We start from the raw sequence: 20,466 nt of genomic DNA, 5'->3' as shown, positions 1-20,466 counted from the left end.
ATTAACTAATAAATTACCCCCATGAAAAAACACTTTCTTATTTTCGGAGCAGGCCTCCTTCTATTAAGTGCCTGTAATTCGGTCAAAGCACCGGAAGCTATCCTGCCCATTCCCGAAGCCAAGCAGGTAGAATGGCAAAAAATGGAAACGTACGCTTTCGTACACTTCGGACTTAACACATTCAACGACCGCGAATGGGGATACGGTGATTCCGATCCTAAAACATTCAATCCTACCCGACTGGATTGCGAGCAATGGGTACAGACCTTTGTGAAATCCGGCATGAAAGGAGTGATCCTGACAGCCAAACATCACGACGGATTCTGCCTGTGGCCCACTCAACTGACAGAATATTGCATCCGTAACACCCCGTATAAAGACGGAAAAGGCGACATCGTTCGCGAACTATCGGATGCCTGCAAGAAGTACGGCATTAAATTCGCTGTTTATCTGTCTCCCTGGGACAGGCATCAAGCCAACTATGGTTCTCCCGAATACGTAGAATACTTCTATAAACAACTCAACGAGTTATTAACCAACTACGGTGATGTTTTTGAAATCTGGTTTGACGGTGCCAATGGCGGAGACGGCTGGTATGGCGGAGCAAAAGACAGCCGTACTATCGACCGCAAAACTTATTACGATTATCCGCGAGCCTATAAGTTGATCGACGAGTTGCAGCCACAGGCTGTTATCTTCTCGGATGGAGGTCCGGGCTGCCGTTGGGTAGGTAACGAAAACGGATTTGCAGGAGCTACCAACTGGTCTTTTCTCCGTGCCGGAGAGGTTTATCCGGGTTACCCCAAATATCGTGAATTGCAATATGGCCATGCCGACGGCAACCAATGGGTAGCCGCAGAATGTGACGTATCCATCCGTCCGGGATGGTTCTATCATCCGGAAGAAGACGACCGTGTGAAAACAGCAGATGCATTGACCGACCTGTATTACCGTAGCGTAGGTCATAACGCAACATTGTTACTCAACTTTCCGGTCGATCGTGACGGACTGATTCATCCGACAGACTCTGCCAACGCCGTAAACTTCCACCAGAACGTACAAAAGCAACTGGCACACAACCTATTGGCCGGACTTTCTCCCAAAGCATCGGACGAACGGGAAAAAACATTCTCTGCAAAAGCGGTGACCGATGGTGAGTATGATACTTATTGGGCTACCAATAACGGTGTCAACTCTGCCACAATCGAGTTTGACCTGCCTCAAACGGAAAAGATCAACCGTATGATGTTACAAGAATATATACCTCTGGGGCAACGTGTCAAATCATTCGTTGTAGAATACAACCAGGAAGGCGAATGGCTTCCGGTAAAATTGAATGAAGAGACTACCACTATCGGATATAAACGCCTTCTTCGTTTCGAGACAGTCACCACAGATAAGATTCGTGTCCGTTTTACAGATTCGCGAGCTTGCCTCTGTATCAATAACATAGAAGCCTATTATGCAGGAGAGACTTCCGATACATATACCGCAAAAGCAGAAGAGTTGAAGAGTTATCCGTTCACGCTCGTTGGAGTAGATGCGGAGGAAGCACAAAAATGTATGGATAAAAACAATCAGACCACCTGCTTCATCAACGGAAATACATTATTAATTGATTTGGGAGAAGAACACACAATTACCTCCTTCCATTATCTCCCCGACCAAAGTGAATATAATAAAGGGGTAATTGCGGCCTACGAAATATCTGTAGGTACGGACAGCAATGCTGTCAACCAGCTAGTAGCCAAAGATGAATTTTCCAATATAAAGAGCAATCCGATTTTGCAATCGGTTTACTTTACTCCGGTTAACGCCCGCTATATCCAACTGAAAGCAACACGGATGATACATGACGGGGAGCCAATAGGACTGGCCGAAATCGGTATACAATAAAATAAGTAACTGTCATTTTAACACTTAAAGAGAATAAATAGCTGTATCTCTTGGCTTCTCGAATAATTTATATAACTTTGTTCGTAAATAAAAAGCAATAAATATGAAACGTCCACAAATTGTAGAACGAATACGGAAGGCTTTAACACAGGTGGCACCGGAAGCGCAAGCTATTTTATATGGTAGTGAGGCACGTGGGGATGCCCGTCCTGATAGCGATATTGATTTATTGATATTGGTTGACGGTAATAAATTGACCGTCAAAGAAGAAGACCGTATCATCACTCCGCTCTACGATATAGAAATAGAAACGGGAGTGCAAATAAATGCACGTGTCTTGCTGAAAAAGATTTGGGAAAACCGTCCTTTTCAGACACCTTTTGCTATGAATGTAATGAAAGAGGGGATCGTACTATGAAAGAACAATTAAACAGGGAAAATATTGAGGCACTGTCAGCTTACCGTTTTCTACGTGCTAAAGAAACGCTGAAAGAAATACCCTATCTAAAACAACAAGGCTATTATAATACAGCTGTAAACCGTCTTTATTATGCCTGTTATTATGCAGCAGTCGCTCTGCTTATTAAACACGAGATAAATCCTGGTACCCATGCAGGTGTCAAACAGATGATAGGATTGCATTTCGTCGCTACCGGTCGTATGTCACGTGAATTGGGACGTTGTTTTTCCCTACTTTTCGAACGTCGGCATAGTAGTGATTATGATGATTTTGCCTATTCAAGCGAGGAAGAAATAGACGAATTGATGCCTAAAGCAACTGACTTTATTGGAGCCATCGAAGTTCTGCTGAAGGAGTCAAACGCTTGAGTCATGTTATCATCACTCTTACGCTCATCTTCCAGGAAGCAAGCATCTCATCTGACAAATACCCGCATTTCATATGCATTTCCCTTATTGTTTATGTGTCTTTGCTTAATAGTTATCAAGGGCTCACCTGTGTGAACAAACAGGCTATCAGTTGTAAACAAATATATCCACATACGTAAACAGCTTTGTTCACATGGGTGAGCCCTTGCAAAGCATTAGAGCTTAACAAAAGAACTACTAAGCATTAACGCATAAATACCTAAGAGAATACATAACAAGAATAGTTACTTTAAAACCAACATAAAGTGATGCCAATATTATTTTGGGTGAGGGTAAAAAGTTACCCTCACCTACCCTCACCTTTACCCTCACACCTACAACCCCGATGAATAAATGGATTGAGCCAGAGGGTGAGGGTGTGAGGGTAAAAGTATCACCAGCTTAATAGGAGGAAGAATGAAAGGTTTATGAATGCACATTAATTATAAGTTATTAAAGAGGAACCTTGAATTAAATCTATAAAAACCCTCCTATTTTGCTCAAAATTCTTAAACCTGTGCATTTTTTACTCGGATTTCTTGTCAGAACCAAGCGTTTGAGTAAATTTGCACGCTGATAGTTAACCGGATAGTTTGGATAGCAAGAGATTACTACTTGACTACTGGCTGCTAACTTGTAGAAATACTAATACTAAAATTTATAGCATGAGTTTGAAAATTGTTGTATTGGCAAAACAAGTTCCCGACACACGTAACGTTGGGAAAGATGCCATGAAAGCCGACGGAACGATTAACCGTGCGGCACTCCCCGCCATCTTCAACCCCGAAGACCTGAATGCTCTCGAGCAAGCTCTCCGATTGAAAGATGCTCATCCAGGCTCTACCGTAACCGTTTTGACAATGGGACCGGGACGGGCAGCCGACATTATTCGTGAAGGACTTTTCCGTGGTGCAGATAACGGTTACTTATTAACTGACCGTGCTTTCGCTGGTGCAGACACACTGGCTACGTCTTACGCACTTGCCACTGCCATCCGCAAAATCGGTGAGTATGACATTATTATCGGTGGCCGTCAGGCAATCGACGGTGACACGGCACAGGTAGGTCCGCAGGTAGCAGAAAAGCTGGGATTGACGCAAATCACATACGCAGAAGAAATTCTGGAAGTAGGCGATGGTAAGATTAAGGTGAAACGTCACATCGACGGTGGTGTTGAAACTGTAGAAGGCCCGCTGCCTATCGTGATTACTGTCAACGGTTCTGCAGCTCCTTGCCGTCCGCGTAACGCTAAATTGGTTCAGAAATACAAGCATGCCAAAACTGTGACTGAAAAGCAGCAAGGCAATCTTGATTATACCGACCTGTATGACAAGCGCGATTATCTGAATCTGGCAGAATGGAGCGTAGCCGACGTAAACGGTGACCTCGCACAATGCGGTCTGTCCGGTTCGCCGACAAAAGTGAAAGCCATCCAGAACATCGTGTTCCAGGCTAAAGAGAGCAAAACCATCAGCGGCAGCGACCGTGACGTGGAAGACCTGATTGTTGAACTATTAGCTAACCACACCATCGGATAATCATGAATAACTTATTTGTATATTGCGAAATAGAAGAAGGTAACGTTTTAGACGTTAGCCTCGAACTTCTGACCAAAGGTCGTTCGTTAGCCAACCAGTTGAACTGTCAGCTCGAAGCAGTGGTTGCCGGAACCGGCCTCAAAGATATTGAAAAACAAATCCTTCCTTACGGAGTAGACAAACTTCACGTTTTCGACGGCGAAGGACTTTACCCTTATACTTCACTTCCTCACACAGCTATCCTGGTGAACCTTTTCAAAGAGGAACAGCCGCAAATTTGTCTGATGGGGGCTACTGTGATCGGTCGTGACCTCGGTCCGCGCGTTTCTTCTGCTTTGACCAGCGGATTGACTGCCGACTGTACTTCACTTGAAATCGGTGACCACGAAGACAAGAAAGAAGGCAAGACTTACAAGAACCTGTTGTATCAGATCCGTCCGGCATTCGGCGGTAACATCGTTGCTACGATTGTGAACCCGGAACACCGCCCGCAGATGGCAACCGTTCGCGAAGGTGTGATGAAGAAAGAAATCCTCTCTCCGACTTATCAGGGAGAAGTAATCCGTCACGATGTGAAAAAGTACGTAGCTGATACGGACTATGTAGTGAAAGTAATCGAACGCCACGTAGAAAAAGCAAAGAACAACCTGAAAGGTTCTCCGATTATCGTAGCCGGCGGATACGGTGTAGGCTCGAAAGAGAACTTCGACCTGTTGTTCGACCTCGCTAAAGAACTTCACGCAGAAGTAGGTGCCAGCCGTGCTGCTGTTGACGCAGGTTTTGCAGATCACGACCGCCAAATCGGTCAGACAGGTGTAACGGTTCGTCCGAAACTCTACATCGCTTGCGGTATCTCCGGACAGATTCAGCATATTGCCGGTATGCAGGAAAGTGGTATCATCATCTCCATCAATAACGATCCGGATGCTCCGATCAACACGATTGCCGATTACGTAATCAACGGAACTATCGAAGAAGTTGTGCCGAAGATGATTAAGTATTATAAACAAAATAGCAAGTAAGGAAAGATGGCTAATTATTATACAGACATACCGGAACTCAAGTTTCACTTGAACAATCCGATGATGAAACGTATTTGCGAACTCAAAGAACGCAATTACAGAGATAAAGATGAATTCGATTATGCTCCGCTGGACTTCGAAGATGCTGTAGACTCTTATGACAAAGTGTTGGAGATTACCGGAGAAATCACAGGAGAAATCATTGCCCCTAACGCAGAAGGTGTAGACGAAGAAGGTCCTCACTGTGCCAATGGTCGCGTTGAATATGCATCAGGAACCAAACAGAACCTGGACGCAATGGTAAAAGCCGGCTTGAACGGTATGACCATGCCACGTAAGTTCGGCGGTCTGAACTTCCCGATCACCCCGTACACCATGTGTGCAGAAATCGTGGCTGCTGCCGATGCAGGTTTCGGAAACATCTGGTCATTGCAGGACTGTATCGAAACTCTTTATGAGTTTGGCAATCCCGACCAACACAGCCGCTTTATCCCACGCATCTGCCAAGGTGAAACGATGTCAATGGACTTGACAGAACCGGATGCTGGTTCCGACCTTCAATCTGTTATGCTGAAAGCTACTTACAGCGAAAAAGACGGATGCTGGTTACTGAACGGTGTGAAACGTTTCATCACAAATGGTGACGCGGATATTCACCTCGTACTGGCACGTTCGGAAGAAGGAACGAGAGACGGCCGTGGTTTGTCTATGTTCATCTATGACAAGCGTCAGGGTGGCGTGAACGTACGTCGTATCGAAAACAAACTCGGTATCCACGGTTCTCCTACCTGCGAATTGGTATATAAGAATGCAAAAGCTGAACTTTGCGGTGACCGCAAACTCGGTTTGATTAAATACGTAATGGCTCTGATGAACGGTGCCCGTCTGGGTATTGCCGCACAATCTGTAGGATTGAGCCAGGCAGCTTACAATGAAGGTTTGGCATACGCCAAAGACCGTAAGCAGTTCGGAAAAGCAATTATCGAATTCCCGGCTGTGTATGACATGCTGGCTATCATGAAAGGCAAACTGGATGCCGGACGTGCTTTACTGTATCAAACATCTCGCTACGTAGACATCTACAAAGCATTGGACGACATCGCCCGCGAACGTAAACTGACTCCGGAAGAACGCCAGGAACAGAAGAAATATGCTAAATTAGCAGACAGCTTTACTCCGCTGGCTAAAGGTATGAACTCTGAATATGCCAACCAAAACGCTTACGACTGTATTCAGATTCACGGCGGTTCAGGTTTCATGATGGAATATGCTTGCCAACGCATCTATCGCGACGCACGTATCACCAGCATCTACGAAGGAACTACCCAGTTGCAGACAGTAGCCGCTATCCGTTACGTAACCAATGGTTCGTACATCGCTACCATCCGCGAGTTCGAAACCATTCCTTGCTCACCGGAAATGGAACCGCTGATGTCTCGTCTGAAAAAGATGGCTGACAAATTCGAAGCAAGCACCAATGCAGTGAAAGAAGTACAAGATCAGGAATTGCTTGACTTCACCGCTCGCAAACTGGTGGAAATGGCTGCTGACATTATCATGTGTCACCTGTTGATTCAAGATGCCAGCAAGGCTTCCGAACTGTTCTCCAAATCTGCACATGTATATTTGAACTATGCAGAAGCGGAAGTAGAAAAGCACTCAAACTTCATCGAAAACTTCGATAAAGAAGACTTGGCATTCTACAAAAAGTAATAAATACTCTATCAAATCTCATAAAAGCATCCCTTCTTAGGAAGTGGATGCTTTTTTATTTGTCACATTCTATTATTTTTCATTATTATTCTATACATTTGTCAGTGAGATAAGTAATTTTTAATCGACGACTCTATATAAGAATAGAAATATGGCACTCAAACCTTCATATAACGACAAACTGCATTTACCGGGTTTATCAAAAACTGAAATCCTCATACTGGCTCTCGAAGCTTCGCAAAAGCTGGAGTGGAATATCGAGGAAGTCACTCCGGAAGGAGCACGATTCGAAGTCCCGTTCAATATGTATTCTCATGGAGAGGAAATAACCTTTACCATAGAACCGGGAAACGACGGAGAAGTAGCTGTGCGCAGCCAATCTTCTTCCGTACAATTTGTAGACTATGGAAAGAACAGAAAAAATATACAAAAGCTACGCGAGACGATGGAAGAAATAAAAACATCCCTTACCCCGGAAGAGCTAACCCAAAAGGCAAAAGATTTCGAGGAAGAGTGTAACCGTCCGCTCACAGAAGAAGAGAAAGCCTATCTGGAAGAAGAAAAGAAAAGGAACTCTTTCTGGTCGTTCTTTATTCCCCGCAAAGGTTTTATGGCAACACCTATCCTGATAGACCTCAACCTCCTTGTATTTATTGTGATGATTGCATCCGGAGTGGGAATTATGTCTCCTTCCACCTTATCACTGCTGAAATGGGGAGCCGACTTCGGACCGCTGACCCTTACAGGCGACTGGTGGCGTGCAGTGACCTGCAACTTCATACATATCGGTGCTTTTCATCTACTAATGAATATGTACGCTTTCATGTACGTAGGACTTCTACTGGAAGGACTGATAGGAAGCCGTCGGATGTTCATGTCTTATTTACTGACCGGATTATGCTCGGCGGTATTCAGTCTTTATATGCACGGCGAGACAATCAGTGCCGGAGCCTCCGGAGCTATCTTCGGACTTTACGGTATATTCCTCGCCTTCCTGTTCTTCCATCGCATCGCAAAGGAACAACGGAAAGCATTATTGACCAGTATCCTTATTTTTGTCGGTTACAATCTGGTTTATGGCATGAAAGCTGGGATTGATAACGCTGCACATATCGGCGGGTTATTAAGCGGTTTCCTACTGGGAATCATCTATGTATGCAGCTATAAATTTGAAAAAGCCGATGCGCAACGTACCGTTTCAATCCTTGGGGAGCTTGGTATCTTTTGCATTTTCCTGTTCAGCTTCTTGATGCTTTGCAAGAACGTTCCCCCTCTTTATCAGGACATACGCGGCGAATGGGAAAGCGGTATTGTAGAAGCCTATCTGAATGGTGAACTGGAAGAAGAAAACGAAAACGGTAACCAATCAGGCAGGGAGACTGCCAACAGTTCTTCTACCAGCCAATATCCTCCATACGTTCCGGTAGGCAATAACGATACATGGCTTTCTTATTACGATGCAGAAACAAATTTCAGTTGCCAGTATCCTACCAACTGGAGGAAAATAACAGGAGCGAAAGGATTGACTCCCAGCGCAGAACCTCCGTTGCTTAGGCTCGTCAACGGCGCCAACCAACTGACGGTTACCGCTCTGACCTACGATACACAAAAAGAGTTTGAACATATAAAGAAGTTATCGCTCACTCTCCCGCGAAATGCACAAGGAGAACCAGCGGAAGACTATAAGCAGAGCAATGTCAACATCAACGGGCTATCCATGACAAGAACTACAAACCCTCTGCACATCGGAGCTCCTGATGAACCGGGAGAAGACATACAACAAATTGTATTACACTATTTCCAAGAAAGCAAGAAGCGAACTTTTACCATTGTTATGCTTGTCTATGACGAAGAAGCCGAAACCGATCTGAATGCTATTACATCAAGTATTCAGATCACCCAATAAAGAGAATATGAGAGTATATGTCCAAGTCAAACAGTTAGGAAAGCGAAAGTGCAATATCGAAAAGATTCCTGTCGATTTTCCTGTTCCGCCTGTCGATGTACAGGGGTTGATTGAAGCCATCGTCAGTTGGCAAGTCTGTGAATATAATGAACGCTTGCAACAAAGCGAAGTACTGAAATACCTCACACAGGAAGAAGTGGAAAATAAAGCAACTTCCGGCAAGGTTGGGTTTGCAGTAAACTATAACGGCAAACCTGCCGCAGAAGTAGAGGCAATCACCAACGCCCTGCAATCTTACGAGGACGGAATTTTCCGTATCTTCATTGACGATACGGAAACTGAAGACTTATCCTCTCCCACCGGACTCAAAGAAGAATCTACCATCACCTTCATCCGATTGGCTATGCTGTCGGGAAGACTTTGGTAATCATTTTCTTATAAACACACTTAAAACGAAAATAATCATGAGACTCATTTATAATGACGCATTAAACAAACGGATTGCTCCGTACCTGGAAAGGTTAACGAAAAAGAGAACCAGTTTAGACAAAGAGACAATGACACTGTTGGATGTATTTATGCAATACTTCAACATGGATACCCGGTATGGCACATACAGCGATAAACTAGAGCCTTGCATCATACATATTATTCAGGAAGAGAAGATAAAGAGTGTTGCCAATCTTTTCGACGGAAAGTTGAACAAAGTGCTCCGTTATCTATTGGGAGACGAATATGCTAACCTGTTCCACACCTATCTGAAGCTCAAAGCACGGTGTCCGTACACTCATGGATATTCGCGCCGGTCACAGCGGTCGGCGAATCCTCTTCTGCATTTCAGTCACATCATAGATGCGCTGACGGAATTTCTAAAACTACGTGCCACCGGATTCAGCGAACAAGCCATACTGAACGGAGGAAACACTCCGGAAGAAATAGAGACATACAAGGATGCGATGAACTGCCAAAACTGGATGGCCGCCCAAATAGCAGAAGGCAACCAGACTGTCATTGAACACCTCAACAACGTATTGACCAGCGAGAATAATGCCAACCGCCTCAACCAGGGACATCTCCAGGCTATCGCCGTGAGCGGTTACCGCCCGTTGCTGGAACTGGAAGGGAAGTTACTGCTGGCAGCCAAACTGCAGGAAGGTCTCCGTCAGGCTATCGTGGAAACAATGGACGAAGGATGCCCCGAAAGTTATCTCCATCTGTTCTCGGTGATCTGCGACAACGGCCTGCAACGATTTGCCTCCGTGAAACGCGGCATTGCAGTCTGTACGGGTATCGGAGAACAAGACAGCAGCGAGCGTATCACCAACAAATATGTGGAACTGATCCGCCGTTTTCTGAACGACCGGGAAGAAGCACGCAAAGCCCTCCAAAGCAAAGACACGGTCGAACTTTATCTGGCTCTATGGAGTATCGGATTCTATAATACGGAAGAAATCCAGGCACTTGTTCCGGGAATAATTAAAGACGGTGCCAAATATCAGGTGCAGACCTTACTTTACTTTTTACGCTGTACGCAATACTCCGGCATGAACCACCGTATCAGTAAAGATGCTTTTGAAAAATGGTATAACGAACCGTCGGTAGTGGCGGCTATCCTGCCACTGTATCTGTCCGGACTCTATCTTAGCCGGTACGGAGGACATAAGGACGCCCCGTCGCTCCATGATTATTTTGATAGCAAAGAAGAAGCGATCCGTCATTATGACTATCTGAAGAACGTCTATCAGTCCATCTCTGCCAAAGAGATTTATTCTCCATACGTATTCCCATGGGAAAGTGCAGAGCTCACCCGTTCGGAAATCGTTCTCAAGATGGCGTATATCACCTGGATGACCAACGATTCTGCATTAAAAGACGATCTTTGCACCTGTCTGCCTTCTTTGGATACCTATATGCGGGCAGGCTATATCGGCGTCGTATTAAATCCCCCAACCAGCCATTTACAGGAAGAATATGTGCTGCAATCACTGGGCGACCGTTCGCAGGACGTTCGTGATGAAGCCTACAAAGTCTTGTCCGAGATGACTTTGGCGCCCGAACAGAATCAGAAAGTAGAAGAGTTGCTGCGCTTCAAATATAGTGAGATGCGTATCAACGCCATCAATCTATTGATGAAACAGCCGAAAGAACAATTGTCCGGCAGTATCCGCCGCTTACTAACAGACAAGGTGGCCGAACGCCGCCTGGCCGGATTGGATATGATGAAGACTATTCACAACATAGAATTCCTACAAGATACCTATCAGGAACTGATCCCTACCGTCAAAGAAATTCAGAAACCGAACGCGAAAGAAAAAGTGTTGATAGAATCTTTGATTGGAGACGGAACGGAAAAGAACACCGCACAGCACTATACCAAAGATAACGGCTTCGGTCTGTACGACCCGGCTCTTGAAGTCAATCTGCCGGAGATTGCCCAAGATAAAGGATTCAACGTGAAAAAAGCATTCGAATTCATTTGCTTCGGAAGGGCTAAACTTGTATTTAAAAAACTAAGCAAATACATCGAAATCTATAAGAATGAAGAGTTCAAGAATGGGTACGGAGAAGCACGCCTGGTAGGAAACAGTGTCCTGATAAACTGGAGTAACTACGGAGGATTGAGCGGACTCGGTTTCCCGGAGCTGTGGAAGGCCTTCTACGAAGAAGAGATCGGAAGCTATGACAAATTACTGATGATGAGTTTCATGCTTGCATCGACAGGCGCACCTAAAGACGATGACGACTACGATGAAGAGGATGAAGAAGACATCAAGGCAGACCAGAAATCAAGCAACACTTTCGAGCCGCTTGTCAACCGGATGTATGCCGGCATCACTTACCGCGGATTGCAGAAGGAACTCCGCAAGATGCCGTACTACGAACAGATGAGTGATATTATCGAAGCATTGTCATACGAGTATAAAGACGAAGCAGTCTACCAACGATTGGCTGTCAATATGCTGCTCCAACTGTTGCCTTTGCTGAATACTAAAAACATTTTCCGCCAGTACACCAACAAGCATGCATGGCTTCGGGACAAACTGGAATATGGAGAAAAAGAGATCGTTTATCCGATACACAACAACAAGTTCGTGAATTTCTGGCTTGAAATGCCTCAAAAGCCCATGAGTGATGATCTGTTTATCCGCTACTTCACAGTGCGCTACCAACTTTACAAGCTCACCAACTACATGGAACACACACCCGAACTGGAAGAAACAGACTCTTACCTTCATGCCACGGACTTCGCCCGTGCATGGATGCTCGGAATCATCCCGACAGAAGAAGTATACCGCGAAATGATGGGACGCATCAGCTCGCCCGCCCAGATCAAGGCAATCACCACAGTATTGAACGACAACGTTCGTTTCAATAAGGAAAAAGAAAGATACGCCGACATCAAAAACGTCGATTTCTCTCTCTTCCGTTCTCTTGCACAGAAGATAGTAGACCGGATTCTTGAAATCGAACTAAAACGGGGAGACTCCGAGACACAAGTAACCAGCCTTGCAGAGGAATTAAGTTATATTTATGGAGCGGACACATTTATCCACATTCTGCAAGCATTCGGCAAAGATACGTTCATACGCGACAGCTACAACTGGGGCAGTACCAAACGAGGTGTATTGAGTAGCTTGCTCCATGCTTGCCATCCCCTGCCGACAGATACCAGCGAAAATCTGAAGAAACTGGCGAAGCAAGCCGAAATCAGTGACGAACGACTGGTAGAAGCCGCCATGTTCGCTCCGCAATGGATTGAACTGACCGAAAAGGCAATAGGCTGGAAAGGACTGACAAGTGCCGCCTATTATTTCCACGCCCATACCAATGAAACATGTGACGACAAGAAAAAAGCAATCATCGCCCGCTACACCCCTATCGACGTGGAAGACTTGCGGGAAGGTGCTTTTGATATCGACTGGTTCAGGGATGCATTTAAGACAATTGGCAAACGACGCTTCGAAGTGGTCTACAATGCCGCCAAATATATCTCATGCAGCAATAGCCATACCCGTGCCCGCAAGTTTGCCGATGCCACCAACGGTGCAGTGAAGGCGGCAGATGTAAAGAAAGAAATAGTTGCCAAACGCAACAAAGACTTATTGATGAGCTACGGCCTCATCCCATTGGGACGGAAACCGGACAAAGAACTGCTGGATCGTTATCAATACCTGCAAAAGTTCCTGAAAGAGAGTAAGGAATTCGGTGCTCAAAGGCAGGAAAGCGAAAAGAAAGCGGTAAACATCGCCCTGCAAAACCTGGCACGTAACTCCGGCTACGGAGATGTTACCCGTCTGACCTGGAGCATGGAAACGGAACTAATCAAAGAACTTCTCCCCTACCTGTCTCCCAAAGAGATAGACGGTGTAGAAGTGTACGTGCAAATCAACGAGGAAGGCAAATCGGAGATTAAACAAATCAAAGACGGCAAAGAGCTCAACAGTATGCCTGCCAAACTGAAAAAGTATCCGTATATAGAAGAACTGAAAGCGGTACACAAAAAGCTGAAAGACCAGTATACCCGCTCCCGCGTGATGCTGGAACAGGCGATGGAAGACTGTACTCGTTTTGAAGAAAGCGAATTGCGCAAGTTGATGCAGAACCCTGTCATCTGGCCATTGTTGAGACATCTTGTCTTTATCTGTAACGGACAGACGGGCTTCTACACCGACGGATTGCTGGTGACTGTGAATGCCGTTTGCCTACCGTTAAAACCGAAAGACGAGTTACGCATCGCCCATCCCACAGACTTGTACGCAAGCGGTGACTGGCACGCTTATCAGAAATTCCTGTTCGACAAAGCAATCCGCCAACCTTTCAAACAGGTGTTCCGTGAACTCTACGTTCCGACTCCGGAAGAAGTGGAAGCCACTCAATCCCGCCGTTATGCCGGCAATCAGATTCAACCGCAGAAAACGGTTGCCGTACTGAAAGGCCGTCGCTGGGTAGCCGACTACGAAGACGGTTTGCAAAAGATCTATTACAAAGAGAACATCATCGCCACCATCTATGCGATGGCAGACTGGTTCTCTCCTGCCGACATCGAAGCTCCGACGTTAGAATATGTCTGCTTCCACAACCGCAAGGACTACAAGCTGATGAAAATCTCGGAGATTCCTCCTGTCATCTTCTCGGAAGTGATGAGAGACGTAGACTTGGCAGTAAGTGTAGCCCATGCCGGAAGCGTCGATCCGGAAACCAGCCACTCTACCATCGAGATGCGCAGCGTGCTGGTGGAACTGACAATGCCGTTGTTCCATTTCAAGAACGTGACGATAAAAGGAAGTTTCGCTCACATCGAAGGCAAACTGGGTAAGTACAATATCCATCTGGGCAGCGGCGTGATCCATCAGGAAGGCGGCGCGCAAATTGCCGTTCTTCCGGTACATTCGCAAAATCGCGGACGCCTGTTCCTGCCTTTTGTAGATGAAGATCCGAAGACAGCCGAGATCTTGACTAAGATTATCTTCTTTGCAGAAGACGATAAGATAAAAGACCCGAGCATCCTGAACCAAATCAAATAGAAAAGAGATGGCAGAGAATTTAATCATCGGCACAGGAAATAAGGAAGATAAATACCGGGAGTTACTTCCGCAACTACACGCTCTGGTAAGTACGGAAACGGATCTCATAGCTAACCTTGCCAACGTTGCAGCAGCGCTCAAACAGACTTTCGGTTTCTTTTGGGTAGGCTTTTACCTTGTGAAAGAGGATGAACTCGTACTGGGTCCGTTTCAGGGTCCCATTGCCTGCACCCGCATCCGCCTCGGCAAAGGAGTTTGCGGCACAGCTTGGAAAGAGGCCCGGACACTGATTGTTCCTGACGTAGAACAGTTTCCCGGACACATTGCTTGTAGTTCGGACTCGAAATCGGAAATAGTAGTACCGATCCTCCAACAGAGTGAAGTCATTGGAGTGCTGGATATTGACAGTGATGAACTGGATAGTTTCGACACCATCGACGCACGCTATCTGGAAGAGATTTGTACGTATATTGGATAAGTTGACAACCATGCAAACGTCCTGAAAAAACAGAGGCTCTGATTGAGTGAATCAGAGCCTCCGTTTACTATAAATAGAGCCTCTGTTCAGGTCAAACAGAGGCTCTATTTTTTTACCAGTCCATATCTTCTATTTCCCGTTCCCGGTACAGCAGAAGTTGTTTGCGAAGCGAACTCATTTCGCGTCTCATATCTTCCATCTTTTCCAGTAAATGATGAATGGCATCGATCCCTTCCATATTGATGGATAAGTCGTAGTACATTCTGCTGTAACGCTCCACGTTCGGGAGTTCCGACAAAAGCAGATAATGTTCGCCGCCTTCGGTATGTACGTTAATCAAACCGCCCTCTTCCAACAAGTCGATGAATGAAGGCTCAATATGACATTTGTGACAGTATTCACTGACAATAATTAATTCGGTCTGCATAGTGCTCATTCATTTTAGTTCATACTCTGTAATTGACGGAACAACTCTTTCTGTTTGTCGGTCAAGTTCGTAGGAATCTTGACGGAATAGGTCACAATCAAGTCACCGAATTGTCCTTCCTTCTTATAAACCGGGAATCCTTTACCTTTCAGTCGGACTTTCGTACCGTTCTGCGTTTCCGGTTTTATCTTCAGTTTCACTTTACCGTCCAGCGTGTCGATCACTTTCTCACCTCCCAATACAGCAGAGTAAAGGTCTACTTCCACATCTACGTACAGGTCGTCGCCCAGGCGTTTGAACACCGGGTCTTCGGCTATCACAAACGTAATGTACAAGTCGCCCGCAGGTCCTCCGTTGACACCTTCGGCTCCGTAGCCTTTCAGTTTAATAACCTGTCCGTCGGCTACACCGGCAGGAATGGTGATACGCACTTGTTTACCATTTACGGTCAATATCTGCTTATGCGTCTGAGCAGCATCACGAAGGGAAAGATGAAGTTCGGCATTAAAGTCCTGTCCGCGGAATCCCGCAGAGCCTTGTCCTCTTCCTCCCCGATGTCCGAACATGGATTCGAAGAAATCTGAAAATCCACTGGCATTGCCACCGGAGAATCCCTCTCCATCGGAACTATACCAATAACTTCCGTTACCGTCGGAGAAACCCTGACCCGCACCGCCGAATCCGCCGAAACCTCCTGCACCGCCAAAGCCTCCGGCTTGTTGCTGTGCACGTTTCTGCGCTTCGAATTCATCGGCATGTTTCCAATGTTCTCCGTACTCGTCATACTTTTTACGTTTCTCTGGGTCACTTAGTACTTCATTGGCTTCATTGATTTCCTGAAACTTATTCTTTGCACTCGGGTCATTAGGATTCAAGTCAGGATGATACTTTCGGGCCAACTTACGAAAAGCCTTTTTGATATCATTCTGCGAAGCACTTTTGTCTACTCCAAGAATCTTGTAATAATCTATATAGGCCATGTTTTATGAATTTAATCGTTCATACATCATACGGCAAATAACACGCCAATCCCGCTTTTGGATGCAGAAATTAACAAGGATTAATACCTAATACTTAATACTTGATATTCCTCTTTTCCAGCATCCGGAAGTCTTGCTTCTTCATACCCAAATCATCCAGCGGACGGGGTTCGTTGTGATCGTTCAGATAAACTCTCGGTTTTAGGACGTAGTGCGGAGCCGTTACAGATTGCGAATCATCCCGGTAAGGAGTTTCTATTCCGGCTAAAGACAACATGGTCGGGAAGAAAGAGCTGCTGGAAGAAATATTCTTATCCTTATTATCCACAGCATTTTTCCAATGTTCGGGATAGGTTTCAAGATAGTTGTCGGACATCCAGATGAGGAACGGTACATGAAGTTGATAATAAGAAGGTACGGGAGAAGCGTGGAGGAACAGATGGCGGGAATCGTCGAAAATATCCTCACCATGATCGGAAGTGTAGAGCATGGCCGCATCTATCTGCTGCTTTTCCAGCATGTGGATAAGGCGTGACAAGAAACCGTCCGTGTAACGGATGGAGTTGTCATAGGCATTGACCAGGTTATCCCGGTATTTTCTTTCTGCTTCCATCGGATAATCGGGCGTAAAGAAAGCACTCTCCGACGGGTAACGTTCGCGGTAGTTAAAGTGAGAACCGTAGGTGTGGAGCACGATAAATTGTTTCGTCGCACCTTTAGCCAGTTCCTGCTCCACCAATTTCAGAAGTTCGTCGTCAGAAGGATTGTAGGAGGAGCTGACAGAATCTTCTTTTATAAAATCATACGTATCGGCTTCCATTCCGAAGAAGTCGATAAACGAATGGTTGTAACGTTGGTTGGAGAAAAAGGCTGTCTGGAAACCTGCCTCTTTGAAAGCGGTGATGATTCCTTTCTGATGATAAATAGAATCGTAGTTGCAGGCGGTAACGTCCGACATCAACATGGGGACACTTTTATGTGTCGTATTCGACTCTGTCAGTACTTTCGAGAAAGCAATCAGACCCGGTTGCTGGGATAAGAGTGGGTTTGTTTCACGTTCGTAACCATATAATTGCCAGTTCAGGGTACGGGAGGTTTCTCCTACGACCATTACGTATACTTCACGTTTCTCTTTCGGATGCGTAGGCAGGGCATGGAAAGTAAAGTCCTTCGAAGTACGGTGATAATTCTGCGTCAAGGCGGTTCGTTGGAAGGCAAGACCTACGTTATAACACACGTTCAGCGGATATAAATCGGACTTCAACTCATATCCCGGGTCCTGCATATATGCTCCGACAAGGCTAAGGAGGGAAATCCCAAAGACTATGGAGGCTCTCTTCCGTTCTCTGCGTATAAATTCTGCCGTGAGTTTCCGCTTACGTACAATTGAAATGCTCCCTAATATCAGGGCAGGTACGTAGAGTATGATGACAGCAATAATGGCAGGTGTGAGATTATCAAGCAATTCGAGGGCTTCACTCGAATTGGTAGTCACCAGGTTCAGAAACATATCGACAGCGATAATGGACTGGCCGAACAAATAAAGCAATACAATCTGAAAGGCTCCGAAAAACAGGAACAGGAATAAAATCCAAAGCATCTTGCCACAGTTTCTCGACAAAGTCATCAACAGATAATAGCAGCCGAAAGGCAAAAGCACATTACACACCTTTGCCATCAACGGTAAAGGCTCTGTCAAACAGAGCACAAGATTGGGTACTATCAAGATGAAGAGGAACAGATAAAACAAATGTTCCTGATTCTCCAACCAATTCTTTATATTCTTAAAAAGCTTCATTGATATTAAAAATAAATCCGGTCTGATGTTTGCCAAACCCTAAATCCAAACGTACATTTACTCTCTTCTTAAACTCCCAACGATAACCGAAACCATAATTAGGCAGAATATGCTTCGGAGTAAACTCGGAGAGTCGTGGAAAAATCGTTCCCGCTCCTGCCCATACTGCCACTCCATTCCGTTCCCAGACGTGTTGCCGGAGTTCTATTTGCGCATCCATTGCTCCTTTGTCCCGATAGCGTCCTTCGTAATATCCGCGCATGGAGTAAGAGCTTCCCAGCGTTGCCATCAATCCCCACGGGGTATCGCCATAGGTAAGCAATGTGTGGAATTGTCCTGCCAGCACTCCGCCTTTCCATACGGGCTGATAATAGCTGGTAGTCAGTTCGGTGCTGCTAAACGCATATTTATTGCCGAGAAAAGCCGGGCTGAATCGCTGGTCTATCCGCAAGTAATAGCCGTGAAATGCATTTGTCAGGAAATCACGTGAATCGTAAAGGAGGGAAAGTCCCAGGCTGGTATTGGTGGTCCGTGCCGCCATTCCTTCCCATAGTTCCGGTTTATCAAAGTCCCGTCCGTCGATATAATCGAATATGGCCATCGGGCCGATGTAGAAGTTCTTTGCCAGCCGGAACATAAAATCGACTTTCACCTGTGCTTGAAAACGTTTATAGTCGCTTTCATTATCAGAGTTGGCTCCATTGTCATATCCCCGTCCCCAATACAGGCTGGGGAAAGAATAGAAATAGAGATTGTAATTCAAGCGGTATTTGTCTTGCGGAAACAGATGGTTCCCACGGACTCCCAACAGATAGAAGCCGACCGTCGACACATCTCCGTAAAGAGAGACATTGGAGGGAGGAAGAAGCGAATCGTTCCGATCGGTGCGATATAGTCCGGCTGCCACCAGTCCGAGTCCGAACTTGGTGTCACTGGAATAGTGAGGACCACCTATCACACTGAAATCAAACTTTTTATTCTTTTTTTCCTTATTGGCGTCATTGAAGTAATCAAGAAACTTTTTAAAGAAGCTGCGCTTTGCCGGAACAGAATCTTCCATGGTTACAGATATAGAATCCTCCGGCAGTTCAATTTTAGTAGAATGCAGCTGTGCGCCCAACGGGGTTTGTGTCAACAACAAAAGCGCGAATATGATTAGCCTGTTCTGTCTAGTATTCATAATCATAAGAAGTAGAAAACTTTGCGGACAAAGTTAGTTTCAAACTTCTTATTACAACAGAGTTTCAGAGGCTTTTGTTGTCCTGAATTTCCTTTTTAACGTTTCAAAATTCCTATAAACTCGTCCACATCTTCTTCTGTCGTATCAAAAGAAGTTACCAAGCGGATTTCATCCTTCTCTTCGTTCCAGAAATAAAAGAAATAAGACTCCAGCATCCGGTCGATAACCGGGCGGGGCAGGATGAGGAATAGTTGGTTGCTCTCGGCTTTTTGAGTAAAAGTAACTTCGGGCAGTTTCTCTAATTCCGCACGAAGTTTGGCAGCCATCGCATTGGCGTGGCTGGCATTCTTCAGCCAAAGGTCGTCAGTGAGGTATGCCGTAAACTGGCAAGAGAGGTAACGCATCTTCGAAGCGAGCTGGGCGGATTGCTTACGGATGAAACGGGCTTCCGGTTGTAGGTCTTTATTAAATACAATCACGCACTCTCCCATCATCAGTCCGTTCTTCGTTCCGCCGAAACTAAGAATATCGACTCCGCAATCCACCGTCAGTTCTTTAAGGGAAAGATTCAGGGCGGCACAGGCATTGGCTATTCTGGCTCCGTCCATGTGTACATACATACCATTCAGATGGGCAAAGTCAGTCAGGCGTTTCAACTCTTCGGGAGTGTAGATGGTGCCAAGTTCGGTACATTGGGAGATGTAGAGAGCTCTGGGTTGCGAATGGTGTTGGTCGCCGAAACCGTGCAGGTAAGGTTGCATCAATTCCGGGGTAAGTTTACCGTCGGGAGTAGCAATCGGGCGAATCTGACAACCTGTCATTTTCACGGGAGAGCCACACTCATCGACATAGATATGAGCAGTTTCCGCACAAAAGATAGAATGATACGGGCGGGTCATCAGTTGCAATGCTACTACATTGCTGCCTGTTCCGTTGAATACAAACAAAGGGACACAGTTCGGGGTGAAGGTTTCTTTGATCTTCGCTACGGCTTCTTCCGTCCATTTGTCATCGCCATATCCTAAAGAATGGTCTATATTGGCCCGGTTCAAGGCTTCCATTACCAACGGATGCACACCGGAATTATTGTCAGAGGCAAAACTTCTCATTGTTTCTTGCATTTTAATTCGTGGTGC

15 protein-coding genes are annotated in these 20,466 nt (G+C 45.7%); 10 read left to right on the top strand and 5 right to left on the bottom strand.

Annotated features, from left to right (window positions below; all coding sequences use genetic code 11):
- Positions 1 to 21 precede the first annotated feature (21 nt).
- From KTR06_RS05685 to KTR06_RS05640, 10 genes are all read left to right on the top strand, one after another.
- A complete protein-coding gene (locus KTR06_RS05685; RefSeq protein ID WP_217290044.1) occupies positions 22 to 1,896 on the top strand; it encodes an alpha-L-fucosidase in 1,875 nt (624 codons plus the stop codon).
- Between the two features lie 103 nt (positions 1,897 to 1,999).
- On the top strand, positions 2,000 to 2,314 hold the full coding sequence (locus tag KTR06_RS05680; protein WP_049703455.1) for a nucleotidyltransferase domain-containing protein: 315 nt from the start codon (positions 2,000 to 2,002) through the stop codon (positions 2,312 to 2,314).
- A complete protein-coding gene (locus KTR06_RS05675; RefSeq protein ID WP_049703454.1) occupies positions 2,311 to 2,724 on the top strand; it encodes a HEPN domain-containing protein in 414 nt (137 codons plus the stop codon). Before KTR06_RS05680 ends, KTR06_RS05675 begins: the two co-directional genes overlap by 4 nt.
- Before the next feature lie 704 nt (positions 2,725 to 3,428).
- Positions 3,429 to 4,301 carry an electron transfer flavoprotein subunit beta/FixA family protein gene (locus KTR06_RS05670; RefSeq protein WP_004314244.1) on the top strand — a complete coding sequence of 291 codons (873 nt, stop codon included), beginning with the start codon at positions 3,429 to 3,431 and terminating at the stop codon, positions 4,299 to 4,301.
- A gap of 2 nt (positions 4,302 to 4,303) precedes the next feature.
- Positions 4,304 to 5,323, top strand: a complete 1,020-nt coding sequence (locus KTR06_RS05665; protein ID WP_055278939.1) for an electron transfer flavoprotein subunit alpha/FixB family protein — start codon at positions 4,304 to 4,306, stop codon at positions 5,321 to 5,323.
- Between the two features lie 6 nt (positions 5,324 to 5,329).
- Positions 5,330 to 7,036 carry an acyl-CoA dehydrogenase family protein gene (locus KTR06_RS05660; protein ID WP_007748504.1) on the top strand — a complete coding sequence of 569 codons (1,707 nt, stop codon included), beginning with the start codon at positions 5,330 to 5,332 and terminating at the stop codon, positions 7,034 to 7,036.
- A 151-nt stretch (positions 7,037 to 7,187) separates the two neighbouring features.
- Positions 7,188 to 8,942 (top strand): rhomboid family intramembrane serine protease, encoded by a 1,755-nt coding sequence (locus KTR06_RS05655; RefSeq protein WP_217290042.1) that lies wholly within the window; start codon positions 7,188 to 7,190, stop codon positions 8,940 to 8,942.
- 7 nt (positions 8,943 to 8,949) lie between these two features.
- Entirely contained in the window at positions 8,950 to 9,369 is a 420-nt protein-coding gene (locus KTR06_RS05650) for a hypothetical protein (protein WP_004314240.1), read from the top strand.
- Between the two features lie 37 nt (positions 9,370 to 9,406).
- The gene (locus tag KTR06_RS05645) at positions 9,407 to 14,467 is read left to right on the top strand and encodes a DUF4132 domain-containing protein (RefSeq protein ID WP_217290041.1); all 5,061 of its coding nucleotides are present in this window, start codon (positions 9,407 to 9,409) and stop codon (positions 14,465 to 14,467) included.
- A 7-nt stretch (positions 14,468 to 14,474) separates the two neighbouring features.
- Positions 14,475 to 14,945 (top strand): GAF domain-containing protein, encoded by a 471-nt coding sequence (locus KTR06_RS05640; protein WP_009039291.1) that lies wholly within the window; start codon positions 14,475 to 14,477, stop codon positions 14,943 to 14,945.
- A 112-nt stretch (positions 14,946 to 15,057) separates the two neighbouring features.
- Here KTR06_RS05640 and KTR06_RS05635 read toward each other — a convergent pair whose 3' ends face one another.
- From KTR06_RS05635 to KTR06_RS05615, 5 genes are all read right to left on the bottom strand, one after another.
- Positions 15,058 to 15,372, bottom strand: coding sequence for a chaperone modulator CbpM (locus KTR06_RS05635; protein WP_008025905.1), 315 nt, complete (start codon positions 15,370 to 15,372; stop codon positions 15,058 to 15,060).
- Between the two features lie 14 nt (positions 15,373 to 15,386).
- Entirely contained in the window at positions 15,387 to 16,352 is a 966-nt protein-coding gene (locus KTR06_RS05630; protein ID WP_217290040.1) for a DnaJ C-terminal domain-containing protein, read from the bottom strand.
- A gap of 94 nt (positions 16,353 to 16,446) precedes the next feature.
- Entirely contained in the window at positions 16,447 to 18,150 is a 1,704-nt protein-coding gene (locus tag KTR06_RS05625) for a phosphoethanolamine transferase (RefSeq protein WP_217290039.1), read from the bottom strand.
- The gene (locus KTR06_RS05620) at positions 18,137 to 19,336 is read right to left on the bottom strand and encodes a BamA/TamA family outer membrane protein (RefSeq protein ID WP_217290038.1); all 1,200 of its coding nucleotides are present in this window, start codon (positions 19,334 to 19,336) and stop codon (positions 18,137 to 18,139) included. The genes KTR06_RS05625 and KTR06_RS05620 overlap by 14 nt, the downstream gene beginning before the upstream one ends.
- An 89-nt stretch (positions 19,337 to 19,425) precedes the next feature.
- Entirely contained in the window at positions 19,426 to 20,439 is a 1,014-nt protein-coding gene (locus KTR06_RS05615) for a low specificity L-threonine aldolase (RefSeq protein WP_217290037.1), read from the bottom strand.
- Between the last annotated feature and the right edge of the window lie 27 nt (positions 20,440 to 20,466).

Origin of the sequence: Bacteroides sp. MSK.20.12 (genome assembly GCF_019052435.1) — a bacterium.
GTDB classification, from domain to species: domain Bacteria; phylum Bacteroidota; class Bacteroidia; order Bacteroidales; family Bacteroidaceae; genus Bacteroides; species Bacteroides xylanisolvens.
Note: the sequence above shows the minus strand (reverse complement) of the source record. Positions and strands in the feature narration are given on the sequence as shown.